Below are 19,073 nucleotides of genomic sequence, written 5' to 3' on the forward strand. Positions count from 1 at the left end.
GTCCTCGTTTGTCAGTGCCGGCCCTTTCGCGGCTAAAGCCGCTCCTACAGGGGTTACGCGTTCCTTGTAGGAGCGGCTTTAGCCGCGAAAGGGCCGGCAAGTCCAGTCACAATGTCAGGGTCAGGCCTTTGACCAGTGCCCCGGGCAAATGACTCGACCCGGTACTGCGCTGTCCATAAGTATTGGTCGACAGAATCATCTCGCGCTCCTGGGTCAGGTCCTCCAGCTGGCTGCCCAGCAAGCTGTACAGGCTGTCATCGAAGCGCATGGTGCTCACCGGCCCCTGGATTTGCCCGTCTTCTACCCAGAAAGTGGCGAAGCGGGTCAGCCCGGTCATGCGCGCCGCTGGCAGGTCCGAGTAGTTCAGGTACCACAGGTTGCTGATGTACAGCCCGGTGCCTAGACGCTCAAGGATCTGCGCACTGGCCAGATTGCCCGGCGCCAGGCTGAGCGCACAGGGCGACTCATAGCCGTCGGCGCCATTGGCCTGCAGTTCGAACTCGGCCGCACTGCGCGCACTGATCAACCGCTGCCGGGCTTCACCTTGCTGGATCAGCGGCACATCCAGGCGCGGCGCACCTTCATCGGAAAATGCCGGGCTAAGCGACCCGCTGACCTGCTCGGTAAAACTGACCAGCGGGCTAAGCCGTGCATCGCCATTGTACAGGCGCTGCAGAGCGCTGTTGCCAGTGGCCAGGGCCTGCGCGGAAAAGCCGCCCCAGCACAACATGCCGGCGACTTCGTCCATGGCCGCAGGTGCAAGGTAGGCGCGGTAGGTGCCGGGCTTGAGGGTAACTGCCGGGCGGCCGAGGAAACCCAACTGCTCTCGTGCTTGGCGCAGGCGTGCGGCGAAGTCGTCGGCACTCCAGACCTGGCCGGCATAGTTGGCCTTCACCGCCTGGCCATTAGCGTGGAACAGGCTCCAGTCGAAGTTGAAACTGTTGGCCTGGTGCCAGCCGAAGGCGCCGAACGAGCTGGCGAAGCCCCGGCAGACCGGGCCGGCGGCATAGATGCCGACCAGGTCCAGGTCGCCTGCTTCACGCTCGAGCAGGTCCAGTACTTCGTTCAGTGCGGGCAGGGGGTGTTCCTGCAGGTTATGGCTGTGCCAGGCATTCTCGTCCAGGCGCAGGTAAGGGTCGAGGGCCAGCAGAGGCAAGGTCTGGCGCAGTTGCTCGAGCGCAACGTTCAGGCGCTGGCGATCCAGCTGTGCGTCGCCACTCAAGGTCACCTGCTGTTCCGCCTGGCGCCCATCGCGCACCAGCCGCAGCTGCGCGCTGGCCTGGCTGACTTCGCCGGCCTGGCGCACCTTGGCATGGTTGAAACGCACGAACTGCGATTGCTCGGCACTGTAACCGAGGGTGAACTGCTCGCCTGCCTGAAGGGCGGCGTGCACATCCCCGACCAGGTTTTCGAAAGCGTGCTTCATCAGGCGTCTCCTCCGAATACATCGATCTGGCGGAATACACAGGCCGGCGAGGCATGGCCTACCCGCACCACCTGATTGGGTTCGCCCTTGCCACAGTTGGGCGTGCCCAGCACCTGGAAGGTACTGTGGTCGCCAACCGCCGACAGGTTGCGCCAGAACTGCGCGGAGATGCCGCGGTAGTTGGGGTTCTTGACGATGCCCTTGAGCGCGCCATTTTCAATCAACTGGCCCCATTCGCAGCCGAACTGGAACTTGTTGCGCGCATCGTCGATGGACCAGGAACGGTTGGTACGCATCAGGATGCCATGTTCTATGCCCGCGATCAGCTGGTCGAGGGACTGGTCGCCCGGCTCGATGTTGAGGTTGGCCATGCGGTCGATCGGTGCCCGGTTCCAGCCACAGGCGCGGCTGTTGGCCACGCCATCCAGGCCGGAGCGGAACTGCGACAGCGCGCCCCCCAGCGGGCGCAGCAGCAGGCCGGCGCGTATCAGGAACGCTTTGCTTGCCGGGGTACCGTCGTCGTCATGACTGTAGCTGGCCAGCTCTTCGCCAATGGTCGGGTCGAAGGTCACGTTCAGCAAGCTGGAGCCGTACTGCAGATGGCCGAAGTCGCTGGCTTTGACGAAGCTGGTGCCTGCGTAGTTGCGCTCGTCGCCGAGAATGCGGTCCATCTCCAGCGGGTGGCCGATGGATTCATGAATCTGCAGCATCATCTGGTCCGGCATCAACAGCAGGTCGCGCGGGCCGCTGGGGGTGTTCGGTGCCAGCAGCAGTTGCAGCGCTTCATCGGCCACCCGGCTGGCCGCGCCGACCAGGCCACAGCGCTCGATGATTTCGAAACCACCCTGTTGGCCGAAGTTGTCGCGGCCCAGGCTGCGGCTCTGGCTGTCCTGGCCATCGCTGGCCGTTACGCCAAGGCCTGGGAACAGGAAGCGCTGGGCGTGGCGCAGTTCGGCGCCGGCCGAGTTGAGGTAGGTTTGCTCGACCAGGCTCAGCCCAAGGCTGGCCTGCCAGTCGACCAGGCGGCTGTCCCTGGGCACGCTGGCCGATTCATCGGCGAGCAGGCCAAGGCAGTCGGCGAGGCTGGGTACGGGTTGGTCGAAGTTGGGCGAAACATGGTCGTGGCGTGCGCTGGTCACCGCTTGTTCGCGCAGGTCCAGCAGGCTGTGCCGGGCAATCTGCCGCGCCAGCGCCTCGGCTTGCTCAAGGGCGCGCTGCAGGCCTGTCTGGGACAGGTCGGCGGTGGCAGCGTAGGCCTCCACGCCATTGATCCGCACGGTGAGCATGGCGCCCTCATCCAGGCTGAAGAAGGGTGGTTCGGCGACGTTGCGGCGAACTGAAAGCGCCTGGTGCGACTGTTTTACATGGCGCAGGGAAAACAACTCGGCCGTACTGCGCAGCGCGGCAAAGCGCTGGCGCAGCAGGGCGCTGGAATCGAACATGCGGATGCCTCCGTGTACACGGTGGCTCCCCCTAGAACCACCCGTCTTGCATACCGAGGCAGGTATCGTCGTGTGCCTCGAGCAATGCCAGCTCATTATGGCAGCCCGGTACTTCCCAGGTCAGGAAATAACGTGCGGCTTGTAGCTTGCCCTGGTAGAAGTCGCGGTCGCTGGCATTGCCTTTTAGCAAGCCAAGCTCGGCGTGAATCGCCTGCTCCAGCCAGCGCCAACCAACCACACAGTGGCCGAAAACCTTGAGGTACAAGGCAGAGTTGGCCAGGGCGCCAGCGACTTTGCCATGGGCCAGGTCGCCGAGCAGGGCCAGGGTTACGCCCTGCAGGCGGTTAGCCAGTTGCTCCAGCGGCTGGCGCAGCAGGTCCAGGTTGGGGTGATGGCTGGCGCGCTCGCCGGTGGCGGCGATCAGGCGGATCAGTTGCTTGAGGCCGGCACCATTGTTCTGCGCCAGCTTGCGGCCGAGCAAATCGAGCGACTGAATACCTTCGGTACCTTCGTGGATCGGATTCAGGCGGTTGTCGCGGTAGTACTGCTCAACCGGGTATTCGCGGGTGTAGCCGTGGCCGCCAAGAATCTGGATCGCCAGTTCGTTGGCCTTTAGGCAGAACGCCGAGGGCCAGGACTTGACGATCGGGGTCAGCAGGTCGAGCAGCGCCTGCGCTTGGTTGCGCGACGTTTCGTCGTCGGCGGTCTGGGTATCGTCGAACAGGCGCGCTGCGTACAGGCCCAGGTCGAAGGCGCCTTCTACATAAGCCTTTTGTGCCAGCAGCATTCGTTTCACATCGGTGTGCGCGATGATCGGTACTGCCGGGCTGAGCGGGTCTTTGCTGTCCGGCAGCCGGCCTTGCGGTCGCTGGCGGGCGTACTCCAGCGAATACAGGTAGCCGGCGTAACCGAGCATGACCGCCCCCATGCCAACGCCGATACGTGCTTCGTTCATCATCTGGAACATGCAGGCCAGGCCTTGGTGCGGCTGGCCGACCAGGTACCCGACGCACTGGCCATTGTCGCCGAAGTTCAGCGCGGTCGAGGTGGTGCCGCGCCAGCCCATCTTGTGGAACAGCCCGGCCAGCACTACATCGTTGCGCGGGCCGCGGCTGCCGTCCGGGTTTACGTGGTACTTGGGCACGATGAACAGCGAGATGCCCTTGACCCCGGGCGGGGCGTCCGGAAGCTTGGCCAGCACCATGTGCACGATGTTTTCCGACAGTTCGTGGTCGCCGCCGGAAATGAAGATCTTGTTGCCTTTGAGCCGGTAGCTGCCGTCGCCTGCTGGTTCGGCGCGGGTACGGATGTCCGCCAGCGACGAGCCGGCGTGGGGTTCGGTCAGCGCCATGGTGCCGAAGTAGCGGCCCTCGATCATCGGTTGCAGGAACAGGCGCTTCTGTTCATCGGAGCCGAAGCTCTCGATCAGGTTGGCCGCGCCCATGGTCAGGAATGGGTAGGCCGTGGTGCCCGCGTTGGCGGCCTGGAAGTGGGCGAAGCAGGCTTGCGAGACCAGGCTGGGCAGCTGCATGCCGCCGACCTGGAAGTCCCGGTTGGCGTTGAGGAAGCCGGCTTCGAGGAAGGCATCGACGGCGGGCTTCACTTCGGGAATCAGCTCGGCGCGGCCGTCCACGTAGCGTGGCTCGTTTTCATCGGCTTTGCGGTTGTGTGGCGCGAAGAACCTCTCGGCGATGGTACGCGCGGTGGTCAGCGCCGCATCGAAGGTTTCACGGCTGTGCTCGGCGAAGCGCGGGCGCTGGGTCAGGGCTTCGGCGTCGAGGACTTCGTAGAGCTCGAAGGCGAGGTTGCGGGGGCTGAGCAAGGTCTCGGGCATGGTGGCGGTCCTGAGGCGGGATGCTGCGAGTGTAGGAGTGTGTTAGGACTGGGGACAGGTTAATAGGTTTGCGTGATATGGGTTGAGAACGCCGGGAAGCCTGCCGTTTATTGGTGAAACCAACGCCAGATCAGGTCGTGTAATGCCTGTTCGGGACAAGACAGAGACGTTTCCCATGAGTCAGATCGTAATTGGACTGCTGCGGATCGTATGTCAGTTGGCCTTGAATGTGCGTTTTGGTGTTCACAAGGAAACGTTTCAGATGAGTGATGCCCACAACGCTGACTTGGTTGAGGCCAACGGCAATCAGGTCCCCTTCTTCGTAGTTTCACCCATGAAATTTGGCGTAATGACTTTCTTTACCTTGGGCTTCTACTGGGTTTATTGCTTCTATCAAAGTTGGAGTCTGCATAGAGAGAAAACGGGAGAGCGCGTAAGTCCGTTCTGGCGAAGTGCTTTTGCAGTGTTCTTCATCTATCCATTATTGAGAAGGGCAAATGACCACATTCGCGACTCAGGTAAAACCTATCCTTGGTCCATCCTGGGGCTCACTCTGGGCTATTACGGTTTTTGCGTTATCTGGGTGGTTGCCAGCGTCGTGTTGGAAGGCCAGTTGTGGCCAGCCTATTTTGTGGGCTTAGTCATTCAGGCCGCTTGGCTGATCATTCTGGTGTTCATGCAGAAGGGCATCAATTTCGGTGCGGGTGACAAAGAAGGGAAGGCCAACAGCCGGTTCACGCTGGCCAATTGGCTTTGGATGCTGCTGGGTATTGCGCTTATGGTAGCGCAGCTGTTTGCTTTGATTGCGCTTTCACGAATGGGTTGAGCAATTTTGGCCGGAGCTCTGTATGAGTGGAGCTCCGGACAGTCCCCGATCCGCCCCGCGCTTCCACTTTCCGTGAAGACAATACGATGCTGGGGTAGAAGCCTGCTGCAAAGTTTTTTGATATGTCTGGACTGGCCCTTTCGCGGGTAAATCCTGCAGCGGCCTGTGTCCAGCCCCCGATGTGTGTCCGCCACCGTGGTAGGAGCGGGTTTACCCGCGAATACGGTGGTGGCGGCAACGGTCAACGGCGGGTGGAGATTGGCCAGCAGGGCCGGCCCTTTCGCGGGTGAACCCGCTCCTACGACGGCCTGTGTCCAGCCCCTGCTTCGGAACACACCCATAAAAAAAGGAGAGCCGAGGCTCTCCTTTTTTTCAACAACCCTCAGCCATTAGCCAATGGTCATCAGGCTGGCGTTACCGCCTGCCGCTGCAGTGTTCACACTCACCGCGCGTTCGATGACCAGGCGTTCCAGCGCAATCTGGTGATCACCGCTGGACAGCCCGTGCACCCCAACGATCGCCCCGGCACGCTTGGCTACCTGCTGGCATACGCCGCGCAGCTGATCCGAGTCGCCATGGTGGATCACGGCGTCGAACGCCACTTCATCCTTGTTCCAGTCCGCGACCAGCTTCACCTTGGCCTGCAGCTCACGTGGCAGACGGGCGCGCAGGGCCTTGCCCGGTTCACCGTCAACCCACACCGCCGAGCTGCCAACGGCCAGGACTGCGGCGAACTGCGCCAGCAGGTCGGTTTCGTTGTCGGCCAGGCACAGTACGTGCTCACGCGGCAGGATGGTGTAGCTGTTGCGCTCGCCGGTCGGGCCTGGTAGCAGGCGGGCGATACCGCTCTGCGACTGGCTGGCGAACTGGCTGCACAGTGCGGCCAGGTCGGCCAGCTGGTTGCTCTCGGCCCAAGCTTTCAGGCCGTGCAGCGGCTTGATCAGCTGTTCGTGCAGGGTGCGGTCCGGCTTGCCTTCGCCGTCCTGCTGCTGGAAGTGGCGGCCAATGGCGTCGGCCGGACGGGTCGACAGCAGGCGGTAAAGGTACAGCGGGCCGCCGGCTTTCGGGCCGGTGCCAGACAGGCCTTCACCACCGAACGGCTGCACGCCCACCACGGCACCCACAATGTTGCGGTTGACGTACATGTTGCCGGCATTGGCGGTTTCGACCACTTTGGCAATGGTCTCGTCGATGCGGGTGTGCACGCCCAAGGTCAGGCCATAGCCGGAGTTGTTGATCTGCTCGATCAGTTGGTCCAGATTGCGGCGGTTGTAGCGCACAACGTGCAGTACGGGGCCGAAAATTTCGCGCTTCAGCTCGTCGAAGCTGTCCAGCTCGATCAGGGTTGGCATGACGAAGGTGCCGCGCTTGATCTCGGCAGCATCGGCAATGGCCACTTGGTAGACCGAGCGGCCTTTCTCGCGCATGCCCTGAATGTGCTTCTCGATGCCGGCCTTGGCTTCGGCGTCGATCACCGGGCCGATGTCCACGGCCAGGCGGTCCGGGCAGCCCAGGCGGCTTTCAGCCATGGCGCCTTTGAGCATTTCGATTACGCGGTCGGCGGAGTCTTCCTGCAAGCACAGCACGCGCAGGGCCGAGCAACGCTGGCCGGCACTGTCGAAGGCCGAGGACACCACGTCGATCACGACCTGTTCGGTCAGTGCCGAGGAGTCGACGATCATCGCGTTCTGGCCGCCGGTTTCGGCGATCAGCGGGATCGGGCGGCCCTGATTGTCCAGGCGGCCAGCGACGTTGCGCTGCAGCAGGCGGGCCACTTCGGTGGAACCGGTGAACATCACGCCTTTGACGCGCTCGTCTCCGACCAGGCCGGCACCGACGGTTTCACCGCGGCCTGGCAGCAGTTGCAGCACGCCTTCGGGGATGCCAGCTTCCAACATCAGGCGCACGGCCTGGGCGGCGATCAGCGGGGTTTGCTCGGCAGGTTTGGCCAGTACCGGGTTGCCGGCAGCCAGGGCTGCGGCCACCTGGCCGGTGAAGATCGCCAGCGGGAAGTTCCAGGGGCTGATGCACACCACCGGGCCCAGCGGGCGGTGGGCGTCGTTGCTGAAGTCGTTGCGTGCCTGCACCGCGTAGTAGCGCAGGAAGTCCACGGCTTCACGCACTTCGGCGATGGCGTTGGCGAAGGTCTTGCCGGCCTCGCGGATGAGCAGTCCCATCAGCGGCTGGATTTCGGCCTCCATCAGGTCGGCGGTGCGTTCCAGAATGGCAGCACGCTCTGCTGGCGGGGTGGCCTGCCAGATCGGCGCGGCGTTCAGTGCGCACTGGATGGCGTTGTCCACGTCGGCAACGGTGGCTTCTTGCACGTGGCCGACCACGTCGCGGTGGTCCGCCGGGTTCAGTACCGGTGCGGCAGCGCTCTCACTGGCGGCGCAGGCCAGCAGCGGGACAGCCTTCCAGTCGTTGTGAGCGGTGGCCAGCATGGCGCAGGACAGCGATGCCAGGCGGTGTTCGTTGGCCATGTCGATGCCGGCCGAGTTGGCCCGTTCAGTGCCATACAGATCGCGCGGCAGCGGGATACGTGGGTGCGGCAGACCGATACTGCCTTCCTGGGTACCCATGCGCTCGATGCTGGCCACCGGGTCGGCGACCAGTTCCTGGATGGAAATCGAGTGGTCGGCGATGCGGTTGACGAACGAGGTGTTGGCGCCGTTTTCCAGCAGGCGGCGTACCAGGTAGGCCAGCAGCGTTTCATGGGTGCCGACCGGTGCGTACACGCGGCACGGGCGGTTCAGCTTGCCATCGGCAATCTTGCCGACCACTTGCTCGTACAGCGGCTCGCCCATGCCGTGCAGGCACTGGAACTCGTACTGGCCCGGGTAATAGTTCTGCCCGGCAACGTGGTAGATGGCCGACAGGGTGTGGGCGTTGTGAGTGGCGAACTGCGGGTAGATGGCTTCTGGCACGGCCAGCAGCTTGCGGGCGCAGGCCACGTAGGACACGTCGGTGTAAACCTTGCGGGTATAGACCGGGTAGCCTTCCAGGCCTTCGACCTGAGCACGCTTGATCTCGCTGTCCCAGTAGGCGCCTTTTACCAGGCGGATCATCAGGCGGTGGCGGCTGCGCTTGGCCAGATCGATGACGTAGTCGATTACGTACGGGCAGCGCTTCTGGTAGGCCTGGATAACGAAACCGATGCCGTTCCAGCCAGCCAGGGATGGCTCGAAGCACAGGCGCTCGAGCAGGTCGAGCGAAAGCTCCAGGCGGTCGGCTTCTTCGGCGTCGATGTTCAGGCCGATGTCGTACTGCTTGGCCAGCAGCGTCAGCGACAGCAGGCGCGGGTACAACTCTTCCATTACGCGCTCGTACTGGGCGCGGCTGTAGCGCGGGTGCAGTGCCGACAGCTTGATCGAGATGCCTGGGCCTTCGTAGATGCCACGGCCATGCGAGGCCTTGCCGATCGAGTGGATGGCCTGTTCGTAGGACGCCAGGTACTTCTGCGCGTCGTGCTCGGTCAGTGCGGCTTCGCCAAGCATGTCGTAGGAGTAGCGGAAGCCTTTGGACTCGAAGCGGCTGGCGTTGGCCAGTGCTTCGGCAATGGTCTCGCCGGTGACGAACTGCTCACCCATCAGGCGCATGGCCATGTCGACGCCCTTGCGGATCATCGGTTCGCCGCTCTTGCCGATGATGCGAGTGAGCGAGGAGGTGAGGCCGGTTTCGTTGTGGGTGCTGACCAGCTTGCCGGTCAGCAGCAGCCCCCAGGTGGCGGCGTTGACGAACAGCGATGGGCTGTTGCCCAGGTGTGGCTGCCAGTTGCCGGTACTGATCTTGTCGCGGATCAGCGCATCGCGGGTGCCTTTGTCGGGGATACGCAGCAGGGCTTCGGCCAGGCACATCAGCGCCACGCCTTCCTGAGACGAAAGGGAGAACTCCTGCAGCAGGCCCTGGACGACACCGGCACGGCCGCCGGCGCTTTTCTGATTGCGCAGTTTTTCGGCAATGCTTGCGGCCAGCTTGTTGGTGGCTTCGGCCAGCGGCGCGCTCAGGCGCGCCTGCTCCAGCAGCATTGGCACCACTTCCTGCTCGGGGCGGCGGTAGGCAGCGGTGATCGCCGAGCGCAGTACCGACTGCGGCAAGATGCTCTCGGCAAATTCGAGGAAGCACTGGTGGCTGTGGTCGGCCTGGATTTCACCGGCATCGTCGGCCGGGTTGCTGGCATGACCGTTGAGTTCGGTCAGGGTGGCACCACCCTCGAGCTTCTCCAGGTAGTTGAAGATCGCTTGCTTGATCAACCAGTGAGGTGTGCGGTCAATGGACTGCGCAGCTGCTTTGAGTCGCTCACGGGTCGGGTCGTCGAGTTTGACCCCAAGGGTGGTAGTCGCCATTTCTTATCCTCGTTATTGCCACGGTTGTGGCCTAAGCTGGCATCAAGAGTAGCTGTAGGACAATTCGGGTGCAACTAGGTGCAACCTGAATTTTTTGTGTAGAAGGTGCAACTCGTCCGATAGCCATTCCCGTCCCCTGAAAAGGGGTGTTTTTGGTGTGATTTATTCTGAAAAACCGGTTTTTTACTCCCGAAAGGAGCAAAAAATGGGTTTTGTCGGAAAATGCACTGGCAGGTGCAACTTGCAAAAGAAAAATGGTTGCACCTTCTTTGCGTTGTTGCATAGCATTCGCCGCCTGGGTGCAACCGCCATCGCTGCGGTTGTGCATGATAAAAACAAACGCCAGGGCACACGCATGGGCAATCCACTAACGATCACCTTCGTGATCTACATCGCAGCAATGGTGCTGATCGGCTTCGCCGCCTATCGCGCCACCAAAAACCTTTCCGATTACATTCTGGGCGGTCGCAGCCTGGGTAGCGTGGTTACCGCGCTGTCTGCCGGTGCCTCCGACATGAGTGGCTGGCTGCTGATGGGCCTGCCTGGTGCCATCTACTTCGCGGGCCTGTCCGAGGTCTGGATCGCCATCGGTCTGACGGTGGGTGCCTACCTGAACTGGCTGTTCGTGGCCGGCCGGCTGCGCGTGCAGACCGAGCACAACGGTGACGCGCTGACCCTGCCGGACTATTTCTCCAGCCGTTTCGAAGACAATAGCGGCCTGCTGCGTATCATCTCCGCCATCGTCATCCTGGTCTTCTTCACCATCTATTGCGCCTCCGGCATCGTTGCCGGTGCCCGTCTGTTCGAGAGCACCTTCGGCATGTCGTATGAAACCGCGCTGTGGGCTGGTGCAGCGGCGACCATCGCCTACACATTCATCGGTGGTTTCCTGGCTGTGAGCTGGACCGATACCGTGCAGGCCACGCTGATGATCTTCGCGCTCATCCTCACCCCGGTGTTCGTGCTGATCGCCACCGGCGGCTTCGATCAGACCTTCGCCGCTATCGAGGCGGTGAACCCGGCGAACTTCGACATGCTCAAGGGTGCCACCTTCATCGGTATCATCTCGCTGATGGGCTGGGGCCTGGGTTACTTCGGCCAGCCGCATATCCTGGCGCGCTTCATGGCCGCTGATTCGGTGAAGTCGATCGCCAAGGCGCGCCGCATTTCCATGACCTGGATGATCCTGTGCCTGGCGGGTACCTGCGCCGTAGGCTTCTTCGGTATCGCCTACTTCTCGGCCCATCCTGAACTGGCAGGTCCGGTAAGCGAGAACCACGAACGTGTGTTCATCGAACTGGCCAAGATCCTGTTCAACCCATGGATCGCAGGTGTCCTGCTGTCGGCCATCCTGGCCGCGGTCATGAGTACCCTGAGCTGCCAGTTGCTGGTGTGCTCCAGTGCCTTGACCGAAGACTTCTACAAAGCCTTCCTGCGCAAGAATGCTTCGCAGATCGAGCTGGTGTGGGTCGGCCGTCTGATGGTGCTGGCCGTGGCCCTGATCGCCATCACCATGGCCGCCAATCCGGAAAACCGCGTGCTGGGCCTGGTGGCCTATGCCTGGGCCGGCTTCGGTGCTGCCTTCGGCCCGGTGGTGCTGATTTCGGTGCTGTGGAAAGGCATGACCCGTAACGGCGCGCTGGCCGGTATCGTGGTGGGTGCGCTGACGGTGATCCTGTGGAAGAACTTCGACACCCTCGGGTTGTACGAAATCATCCCGGGCTTCCTGTTCGCCAGCATCGCCATTGTTCTGGTGAGCAAGCTGGGTAGCCCTTCGCAGGCGATGGTCAAACGCTTCGAAGCGGCTGACGCGGCGTATCACGCCGACAAGTAACACCCGTTGAATTGGCGGCGCCTGCTTTGCGGGTGCCGCCAATCAGCAGCCAGGCCTGACTCCGCCTGCAAGGCAAGGTAAACTTGCCGCCTTCGCAGGAGTTGCCATGAACTATCGTCACGCCTTCCACGCCGGCAACCACGCCGACGTCCTCAAACACATCGTGCTGACCCGCCTCATCGCCCTGATGTCGCGCAAAGAGCAGCCTTTCGCCTATATCGATACCCACGCAGGGCTCGGCCTGTACGACCTGCAGGGCGACCAGGCAAGCCGTACCGGCGAGTACCTGGAAGGCGTAGCCCGCCTGTGGAATCGCGATGACCTGCCGGCCATGGCCGACGACTACCTGCGCATCATCAAGCGCCTGAACGCCGATGGCGAGCTGCGCTACTACCCGGGTTCGCCCGAACTGGCCCGTCGCCTGATGCGCCAGCAGGACCGCGCTCTGCTCAACGAGAAACACCCCGAAGACGGGCCGCTCCTCAAAGAAAACATGAAAAAAGACCCGCGCGTGACCGTGCACCTGGGTGAAGGCTGGCATGTGCCGCGGGCCTTGCTGCCGGTGCAGGAAAAGCGCGCGATCATGCTGATCGACCCGCCGTTCGAGCAGGCCGATGAGCTCAAGCGCTGCACCACTGCCATGAAAGAGGCGATTGGCCGCATGCGCCAGACGGTTGTGGCTATCTGGTACCCGATCAAGGACCAACGCTCGCTGACCCGCTATTACCAGGACCTGACCAGCACTGGTGCGCCGAAACTGTTGCGGGTTGAGCTGTATGTGCATCATCAGGACAGCCCTCAGGGGCTGAACGGCTCTGGCCTGGCCATCGCCAACCCGCCGTGGGGGCTGGAGGATGAGCTTAAGGAGCTGTTGCCATGGCTGGCCAAAGAGTTGGCACAGACTGCCGGTAGTTACCGCATGGACTGGCTGATCGCCGAGTAAACCTGTAGGCGCGGGTTTTCCCGCGAACACCGGCTACGCCGGTGCCATCCACCGCGTTGCCTGCTTCGCGGGTGAACCCGCTCCTACAAGGGGGCGGTGTGCCCCCAATGTTTGCGTTATAATCCCGCCCTTTAGCCGCCATCCGCCCAAGAGGCCGCTGGCGCATTTTTACCGAATGAAGAGGCTAATCCCTTGGCATTGACGATTCTTGGCCTGTCCGGCGCCCTTAGCCATGACCCTTCCGCGGCCCTGTACATTGACGGCAAGCTGATTGCCGCCGCCGAAGAAGAGCGCTTCGTGCGTGACAAGCATGCGAAGAACCGCATGCCCTACGAGTCGGCGAAGTTCTGCCTGGAACAGGCAGGCATCAAGCCGTCCGACGTCGACGTGGTAGCCATCCCGTTCGCCCCGATCAGCCTGTTCGGCAAGGCGCGGTGGCACTATGCCAAGCGCTATTGGTACGCCCCGGATCGTGCACTCGATGCCATCCTGATGGGCAACCGTCGCTACAAGCGCTATCGCAAGAAGATCGTCTGGTGCCTGGAGCAACTGGGCTTTGACCCGAAAAAGGTCAAGATCGAGCCCGTCGAGCACCACCTGGCCCACGCTTCCAGTGCTTATCACTGCTCGGGCTTCAAGGAAAAAACCGCAATCCTGGGCATCGACGGCAAGGGCGAGTACGCCACTACCTTCTTTGGCTACGGCGAAAACGGCAAGATCCACAAGATCAAGGAATTCTTCGACCCGGACTCGCTGGGTGGCCTGTACGGTGCTATCACCGAGTTCCTTGGCTTCGAAATGCTCGATGGCGAGTTCAAGGTCATGGGCATGGCGCCGTATGGCGACGCCAGCAAGTATGATTTCTCGCGTCTGGCCAGCTTCGAAAACGGCGAGTTGGTCATCAACACCGAGTACGCCAACGTTATCGGCCTGCGCCGCTATAAAGAGAAGGGCAAGGGCTTCTACTTCTCGCCAAAGCTGATCGAATGGCTGGGCCCCAAGCGCGAAGGCGACATCGCCGACGAGCCGTACATCCATTACGCCGCCAGCATGCAGGCGCTGTTCGAGAAACTGGCGCTGCAGATGATCGACCATTACCTGGGCGACACCCTGCGTGAAACCGGCAAGTTGGCCTTCGCCGGCGGCTGTGCGCTGAACGTCAAGCTCAACCAGAAGATCATCGCCCGTCCGGACGTGAAAGAGCTGTTCGTCCAACCGGCCTCCGGCGACGCCGGGACTGCCGTTGGCGCCGCTGCCTATGTTTCCCACGCCCGTGGCGTTCCGGTCGAGAAGATGGAGCACGTCTACCTCGGCCCGTCGTACTCCAACGAAGACGTGATCGCCGCCTGCGCCCGTCACCCGAACCAGCCAAAGTGGCGCAAACTCGAAAACATGCCGCAGCAGATCGCACAGATCATGGTCGATGGCAACCCGGTAGCCTGGTTCCAGGGCCGCATGGAGTTCGGGCCGCGTGCCCTGGGTGGCCGCTCGATCATCGGCTGCCCGAGCGTGGAAGGCGTGGCTGACCGCATCAACCACCAGATCAAGTTCCGCGAACGCTGGAGACCTTTCTGCCCGTCGATGCTCGACACTGTTGCCCCGCAGATGATCAAGGTCGACCATCCCGCGCCGTTCATGACCTTCACCTTCGAAGTCGCTGAAGAGTGGAAGGCCCGCGTGCCGGAAGTAGTGCATGAGGACGGCACTTCGCGCGCCCAGGTGCTCAAGCGCGAGTACAACCCGCGCTACTACGACATGATGAAGGCGCTGGAAGACCTGACTGGCAACGGCGTGTCGCTGAACACCTCGCTGAACCGTCGTGGTGAACCGATGATCTGCTCGCCGACCGATGCGTTGAACATGTTCTTCGGCTCGGACTTGCAGTACCTGATCATGGAAGACATTTTGGTTGTGAAGGACGGCGCGGCCCCGTATGACCAGCCGCTCTGAACCGCGCATCCTGCAGTTCTGCCATGGCTATGACGGGCCGTTCCTGGACTGTGCCCGTCAGTACGCCAGCCTGTTTCAGGGGCGTGGGTACCAGGTCACCACGGTGTTCCTCACCGGCGCCGCCGACGCGCAGGTAGCGGCTGGCTGTGCGTCGGACGAGGTGCTGTTCCTTGAGTTCAGTTCCAAGGACGTGCGTGGTCTGAAACTCGGCGCCATCCGCGCATTGCGGCGCATTGCGGCCGAACGCAATTTCGCTTTCTGCATCGCCCATCGCTTCAAGCCGATCTACGTTGCCCTGCTGGGAACCGGCCTGCCAGTGATTGGTGTGCACCATGCCTTTGGTGACTACCAGCGCAAAGGCCGCCGCCTGTTCGCGAACCTGTTCAGCAAGCGTCTGAGCCTGCTGGGTGTTTCGGACGCGGTACGTGACGATATGCGCCGTTGCTTGCCGCAGTGGCCGGCCGAGCGCATTCAGACCCTGTACAACCGCATCGACATCGACGCCCTTCAAGCAGCGCTGGTGTCGCGCGCTGACGCACGGCAGGCCTTGGGCCTGGACTCGCAGGCGTGGATCGTCGGCAATGTTGGGCGCCTGCACCCGGACAAGGATCAGGCCACCCTGTTGCGCGGTTTTGCCCAGGCACTGCCGGGGCTGCCTGCTGGTGCCCGCCTGGCGATTCTCGGCAAAGGTCGTCTGGAGGCCAGGCTCAAGGCATTGGCCGCCGAGCTTGGCATTGCCGGGCAAGTCGACTTTCTTGGCCAGGTACCGGATGCGCGCCGTTACTTTCAGGCGTTCGACGTGTTCGCTTTGAGTTCAGATCACGAGCCGTTCGGCATGGTTCTGCTTGAAGCGATGGTTGCCGGTGTGCCGGTGCTGGCCACGGCCTGTGGCGGTGCCCGCGAAGTGGTTGAGGGCGTTGGCGTTCTGTTCCCGCTGGGCGACGCCGCGCAGTTGGCCCAAGGCCTGAAGCACATGGCCGTACTGGATGCTGAACAGCGCCAGGCCTGTGCCAGGCACATGCTGCAGCGCCTGCGTGAGCGTTTCTCTGACCAGGCGGTGCGCGAGGCCTTCTGGCAACTCCCGCGGGTGCGCGCGTTGGTGGGGCAGGCCTGATGCTCAATCGTATCCAGGCCTTCCGCGAGCGCGGTTGGCAAGCTATCGATGCCAAGGCTTATGCCCAGGCATGGGCGCGCTTTGGCGGCAGTGTCGCCACCCATCCGCTGGTGGTCGAGCAACTGGCGGACCTGGCACAAATCCCGGTGCGTTACCTGGGCTGGCACCAGGCTGGCGAGCTGAAAGCCGCGATTCCGGTCTGGGGGCGTCACCTGGCGCTGTCCAAGGATGTGCTGAAGCGTGCTGGCAAGAAAGCCCTGTTCGACCTCGGCAATGCCGAGATCATCTTGCCGGCGGCGCCTGATGCCGCTGCGCCGTTGCGCCATACCGTGCGTTACCTGTCCGAACTGAACCAGGGCCGCTTCAACGGCCTCAAGGCGCAGAAGGAGCAGCTGGCCATGGCCCGGGCGCCTGAAGACCTGTCGAAGAAGTTCCGCTACAACCAGCGCCGTGAACTGCGCCTGCTGGAAGAGGCGGGTGGCGTGGTGCGCCCGATCAGCGACTTCAGTGCTCAGGAAATCGCCCGCATGTACTGCGACCTGTTCCAGCGCCGCTGGGGCTTCCCTGCCACCGGTGCCGAGCGTATGGCCGATGTGCTGGAGCGCCTGCGCGAGCTGCTGATCGGCTCGGTGCTGCTGTTGGACGGTAAGCCAATTGCCATCCAGCTGGTGTACCGTGTCGAGGCGCCCGAGTGGATTAGCGTCGAGTACATCAATGGCGGTGTCGACCCTGAAACCAAGGCCTTCAGCCCAGGCAGCGTGCTGAGCTTCCTCAATACCCAGGCCGCCTGGGAAGACGCCCGGGCGCGCAACAAGCCGCTGCGGTTCTCGTTCGGCCGCGCTGACCGCGAGTATAAGGACCGCTGGTGCAACCCTGTGCCGGTGTATCAAGCGTGAGCCGCAAGCAGCAGTTGCTCAAGCGCCACCGGCGCAACAAACGCCTGGGGCTGCTGGCGGGCCTGGTTGCGTTGGTCGCCCTCGGTGTATTCAGTTGGTGGTGGCTGCCACTGCTGCTGTTGCCGCTGCTCTGGGCTGCCCATGAGGCCTGGTTTGCCGACCACCTGTTCTATGCACCGGGTGAGGACTATGCCTACGACTTCGGCGATCAGGTGCAGCAGGTTCCTGCCAGCCTGCACGATGGCTGGCTCAAGGCTGAGTGCATGCTGCAAGGCGGCGAAACCCTGGTGCTTGAACTGCGGCTAAAAAGCACCTGGTTAGGGCGCTTTCTCGACCCTCGGGTTGAGTTACTGGCTGGCGAGCAGGCCGATCGGCAAGCGTTCGAGCGGGGCGTCGATGGCGTGCGTTTCCTCAACCTGACGGGTCTTGCTGCGCCATTGCAGGCCGGCACGTTGCGCCTGCGCGGCCGGCATTGCAAGTTGCAGGGTCAGTTGCGCCTGTGGATAACCCCTTCGATCGAGCTGCAGCGTCGCCGGGTGATGGTGATCGCGCCACATGCCGACGATGCCGAGTTGGCCGCGTATGGTTTGTACAGCCAGGCCGACGAAAGCTGGGTGGTGACCCTGACCGCCGGTGAGATAGAGGCCGAGCACTATCAGCAGATGGGCCTGGCAAAGGCCGAGGCCGCGCGCCTGAAGGGGCGCCTGCGTGCCTGGGACAGCATCGTCGTGCCGCGTTGGGCCGGTGTGCAGGAGTCGCGTTGCATACAGCTGGGTTACTTCTGCCTGCAACTACCTGCCATGCAGGCCGCACCCGACCAGCCGGCGGCCTCACGTGAGGCAGACCTGGCCGATATCCGTGTGTTCCGCCAGCTCAACCCGTTCCCGTTACCGGGCGACCGTGATGGCGCACCCACCTGGCACAACCTGCTGGCCGACCTGCGAGCCTTGCTGGAACTGGCCAAGCCAGAGGTGCTGGTGATGCCGCACCCGCAGCTAGACCCCCACCCGGATCATATCTGCGCTCAGGCGGCGGTGCTGGAAGCCTTGCAAGGTATGGCCTGGCAGCCGCAAACCTTACTGTGCTACGCCAACCACCTGCACGATAACGACCGCTGGCCTATGGGCAACAGTGGCGATGGCGTGGCTTTGCCGCCGCAATTGAGCGCTGCCCAGGCCTGGGCACCCTGCAGCCTGGTGCTGGACTGCGCAACCCAGCGCGACAAGGCCATGGCCCTGGGCATGATGCACGACCTGCAGCCGCCGGCACCGTTCAAGCGCCGCCTGCGCCGCCTGCTGCAACGCTGGCTTGCCGGGCGACAGCCATCGCCTTACGGGGAGAACGAATTCTTCCGCAAGGCCGTGCGCCGACACGAACTGTTCTGGCGGCGTGAGCTGTAAGCACGCCCCATGGTTGACCGCGAAGGCGCAGAGCGCCCAAGGAAAGCAATGAAAGTCCTATTTCTGGTGCAGAAGGAACAGCGGGCGATTCTTGACCGCCTGTACGATGGCGTCGCGGCCAACTGCGAGTGCGACCTGCGCTGGCTGACCAGCCAGGATCAGCGCAACCTGCGCCGTTACTTCAAGCGTGAGGTGCAAGTCGAGCGCTATGACCGCATCGTGTTCTTCCTGCGTTTCAAGCAGGAGATCCGCCAAGTGGCCTTCATCCGCACTGTGCCGAACCTGGTGATTCTCGAGCACGACGCCTACCAGAACTACATCCCGTGCAAGTACACCGGCAAGTTCAGCGCTCATTACCGCCAGTTGCCATGGGCGCGGGTGATCAGCTCCGGCTATATGGTAAGCGAGCGCCTGCGCCAGGAAGGTTTTGACGCGGTGTTCGTGCCCAAGGGCTATGACGAGCAGTTGCTGGCCGACCAAGGGCGCGAGCGTGACATCGAGCTGGCCTTTGTCGGTAGCGTCAACAGCGTGGCCTATAGCGGCCGCAAGGCGCTGCTGGACGAGTTGGGGCAGGTCGAGAACCTGTTGGTAACCCGTACCAAGTCGGGCGAGGACTACTGCAACACGCTCAACCGTATTCGTTTCTTCGTCAGTGCCGATGTCGGCATGGGCGAATACATGATCAAGAACTTCGAAGCCATGGCCTGTGGCTGCGTGTTGCTGGCATACGACCAGGGCGAGGAAGAGAACCGTGCGCTGGGCCTGCAAGACATGCACAACGTGGTGTTCTATGACAACATCCCGACCCTTCAGGAAAAGCTCCGTCGCTTGCGCGCGAACCCCGAACTAGCCCGGCAGATTGCAGAAAATGGCCGCCATCTGGCGGTTTCCCGTTTTAGTTTCGGCGCAGTTGGACGTAGCATCGTCGACCACATGCGCCCGGCGCTCAGGCCCCACCCGCCATTGTCTGCATGGCAGCGGCTGCGCCTGAAGCTGGGCATCTAAACAAGAGTTTTCACGCCCAGGAGCGGGTTGTTGAAAACCGATAGTCGTAATGCGGAGGGA

General features: G+C 62.7%; 12 protein-coding genes. 8 read left to right on the forward strand and 4 right to left on the reverse strand.

From position 1 onward, the window contains the following. Positions 1–106: 106 nt before the first annotated feature. The 3 genes from INQ47_RS21330 to INQ47_RS21340 are packed head-to-tail and all read right to left on the reverse strand — an operon-like array spanning position 107 to position 4,702. Positions 107–1,426, reverse strand: a complete 1,320-nt coding sequence (locus tag INQ47_RS21330) for a TldD/PmbA family protein (protein WP_404702530.1) — start codon at positions 1,424–1,426, stop codon at positions 107–109. Next, positions 1,426–2,868: a TldD/PmbA family protein gene (locus INQ47_RS21335; protein WP_404702531.1), complete on the reverse strand. Its 1,443-nt coding sequence runs from the start codon at positions 2,866–2,868 to the stop codon at positions 1,426–1,428. The genes INQ47_RS21330 and INQ47_RS21335 overlap by 1 nt, the downstream gene beginning before the upstream one ends. Before the next feature lie 31 nt (positions 2,869–2,899). Further along, on the reverse strand, positions 2,900–4,702 hold the full coding sequence (locus INQ47_RS21340; RefSeq protein WP_404702532.1) for an acyl-CoA dehydrogenase: 1,803 nt from the start codon (positions 4,700–4,702) through the stop codon (positions 2,900–2,902). A 142-nt stretch (positions 4,703–4,844) separates the two neighbouring features. Here INQ47_RS21340 and INQ47_RS21345 point away from each other — a divergent pair, with 142 nt between their 5' ends. Beyond that, positions 4,845–5,528, forward strand: coding sequence for a hypothetical protein (locus tag INQ47_RS21345; RefSeq protein ID WP_354668565.1), 684 nt, complete (start codon positions 4,845–4,847; stop codon positions 5,526–5,528). A 389-nt stretch (positions 5,529–5,917) separates the two neighbouring features. Here the strand turns inward: INQ47_RS21345 and putA are convergent, their stop codons facing one another. Continuing rightward, positions 5,918–9,871, reverse strand: coding sequence for a trifunctional transcriptional regulator/proline dehydrogenase/L-glutamate gamma-semialdehyde dehydrogenase (gene putA / locus INQ47_RS21350; protein WP_404702533.1), 3,954 nt, complete (start codon positions 9,869–9,871; stop codon positions 5,918–5,920). 355 nt (positions 9,872–10,226) lie between these two features. Here putA and putP point away from each other — a divergent pair, with 355 nt between their 5' ends. The 7 genes from putP to INQ47_RS21385 all read left to right on the forward strand — a co-directional run bounded on the left by putP (position 10,227) and on the right by INQ47_RS21385 (position 19,013). Then, positions 10,227–11,705, forward strand: a complete 1,479-nt coding sequence (putP, locus tag INQ47_RS21355; RefSeq protein WP_028697041.1) for a sodium/proline symporter PutP — start codon at positions 10,227–10,229, stop codon at positions 11,703–11,705. A gap of 106 nt (positions 11,706–11,811) precedes the next feature. Then, on the forward strand, positions 11,812–12,648 hold the full coding sequence (locus tag INQ47_RS21360) for a 23S rRNA (adenine(2030)-N(6))-methyltransferase RlmJ (RefSeq protein ID WP_003249430.1): 837 nt from the start codon (positions 11,812–11,814) through the stop codon (positions 12,646–12,648). Positions 12,649–12,840: 192 nt separating this feature from the next. Continuing rightward, positions 12,841–14,598 carry a carbamoyltransferase gene (locus INQ47_RS21365; protein WP_252461269.1) on the forward strand — a complete coding sequence of 586 codons (1,758 nt, stop codon included), beginning with the start codon at positions 12,841–12,843 and terminating at the stop codon, positions 14,596–14,598. After that, positions 14,582–15,712 carry a glycosyltransferase gene (locus tag INQ47_RS21370; protein ID WP_252461268.1) on the forward strand — a complete coding sequence of 377 codons (1,131 nt, stop codon included), beginning with the start codon at positions 14,582–14,584 and terminating at the stop codon, positions 15,710–15,712. The genes INQ47_RS21365 and INQ47_RS21370 overlap by 17 nt, the downstream gene beginning before the upstream one ends. Beyond that, positions 15,712–16,608 carry an antimicrobial resistance protein Mig-14 gene (locus INQ47_RS21375; RefSeq protein ID WP_252461267.1) on the forward strand — a complete coding sequence of 299 codons (897 nt, stop codon included), beginning with the start codon at positions 15,712–15,714 and terminating at the stop codon, positions 16,606–16,608. The genes INQ47_RS21370 and INQ47_RS21375 overlap by 1 nt, the downstream gene beginning before the upstream one ends. Continuing rightward, positions 16,605–18,008, forward strand: a complete 1,404-nt coding sequence (locus INQ47_RS21380) for a PIG-L deacetylase family protein (RefSeq protein ID WP_404702534.1) — start codon at positions 16,605–16,607, stop codon at positions 18,006–18,008. Before INQ47_RS21375 ends, INQ47_RS21380 begins: the two co-directional genes overlap by 4 nt. 48 nt (positions 18,009–18,056) lie before the next feature. Beyond that, positions 18,057–19,013: a glycosyltransferase gene (locus INQ47_RS21385; protein WP_003249439.1), complete on the forward strand. Its 957-nt coding sequence runs from the start codon at positions 18,057–18,059 to the stop codon at positions 19,011–19,013. Positions 19,014–19,073: the final 60 nt, after the last annotated feature.

The organism is Pseudomonas sp. 3HC3 (genome assembly GCF_044904505.1).
Taxonomy (GTDB): Bacteria; Pseudomonadota; Gammaproteobacteria; order Pseudomonadales; family Pseudomonadaceae; genus Aquipseudomonas; species Aquipseudomonas putida_Y.

Bases quoted from the DNA above. Each gene is read 5' to 3' on its own strand.
- INQ47_RS21330 (WP_404702530.1), bottom strand. From the start codon at position 1,426: ATGAAGCACGCTTTCGAAAACCTGGTCGGGGATGTGCACGCCGCCCTT.
- INQ47_RS21335 (WP_404702531.1), bottom strand. From the start codon at position 2,868: ATGTTCGATTCCAGCGCCCTGCTGCGCCAGCGCTTTGCCGCGCTGCGC.
- INQ47_RS21340 (WP_404702532.1), bottom strand. From the start codon at position 4,702: ATGCCCGAGACCTTGCTCAGCCCCCGCAACCTCGCCTTCGAGCTCTAC.
- INQ47_RS21345 (WP_354668565.1), top strand. From the start codon at position 4,845: ATGCCTGTTCGGGACAAGACAGAGACGTTTCCCATGAGTCAGATCGTA.
- putA (WP_404702533.1), bottom strand. From the start codon at position 9,871: ATGGCGACTACCACCCTTGGGGTCAAACTCGACGACCCGACCCGTGAG.
- putP (WP_028697041.1), top strand. From the start codon at position 10,227: ATGGGCAATCCACTAACGATCACCTTCGTGATCTACATCGCAGCAATG.
- INQ47_RS21360 (WP_003249430.1), top strand. From the start codon at position 11,812: ATGAACTATCGTCACGCCTTCCACGCCGGCAACCACGCCGACGTCCTC.
- INQ47_RS21370 (WP_252461268.1), top strand. From the start codon at position 14,582: ATGACCAGCCGCTCTGAACCGCGCATCCTGCAGTTCTGCCATGGCTAT.
- INQ47_RS21375 (WP_252461267.1), top strand. From the start codon at position 15,712: ATGCTCAATCGTATCCAGGCCTTCCGCGAGCGCGGTTGGCAAGCTATC.
- INQ47_RS21385 (WP_003249439.1), top strand. From the start codon at position 18,057: ATGAAAGTCCTATTTCTGGTGCAGAAGGAACAGCGGGCGATTCTTGAC.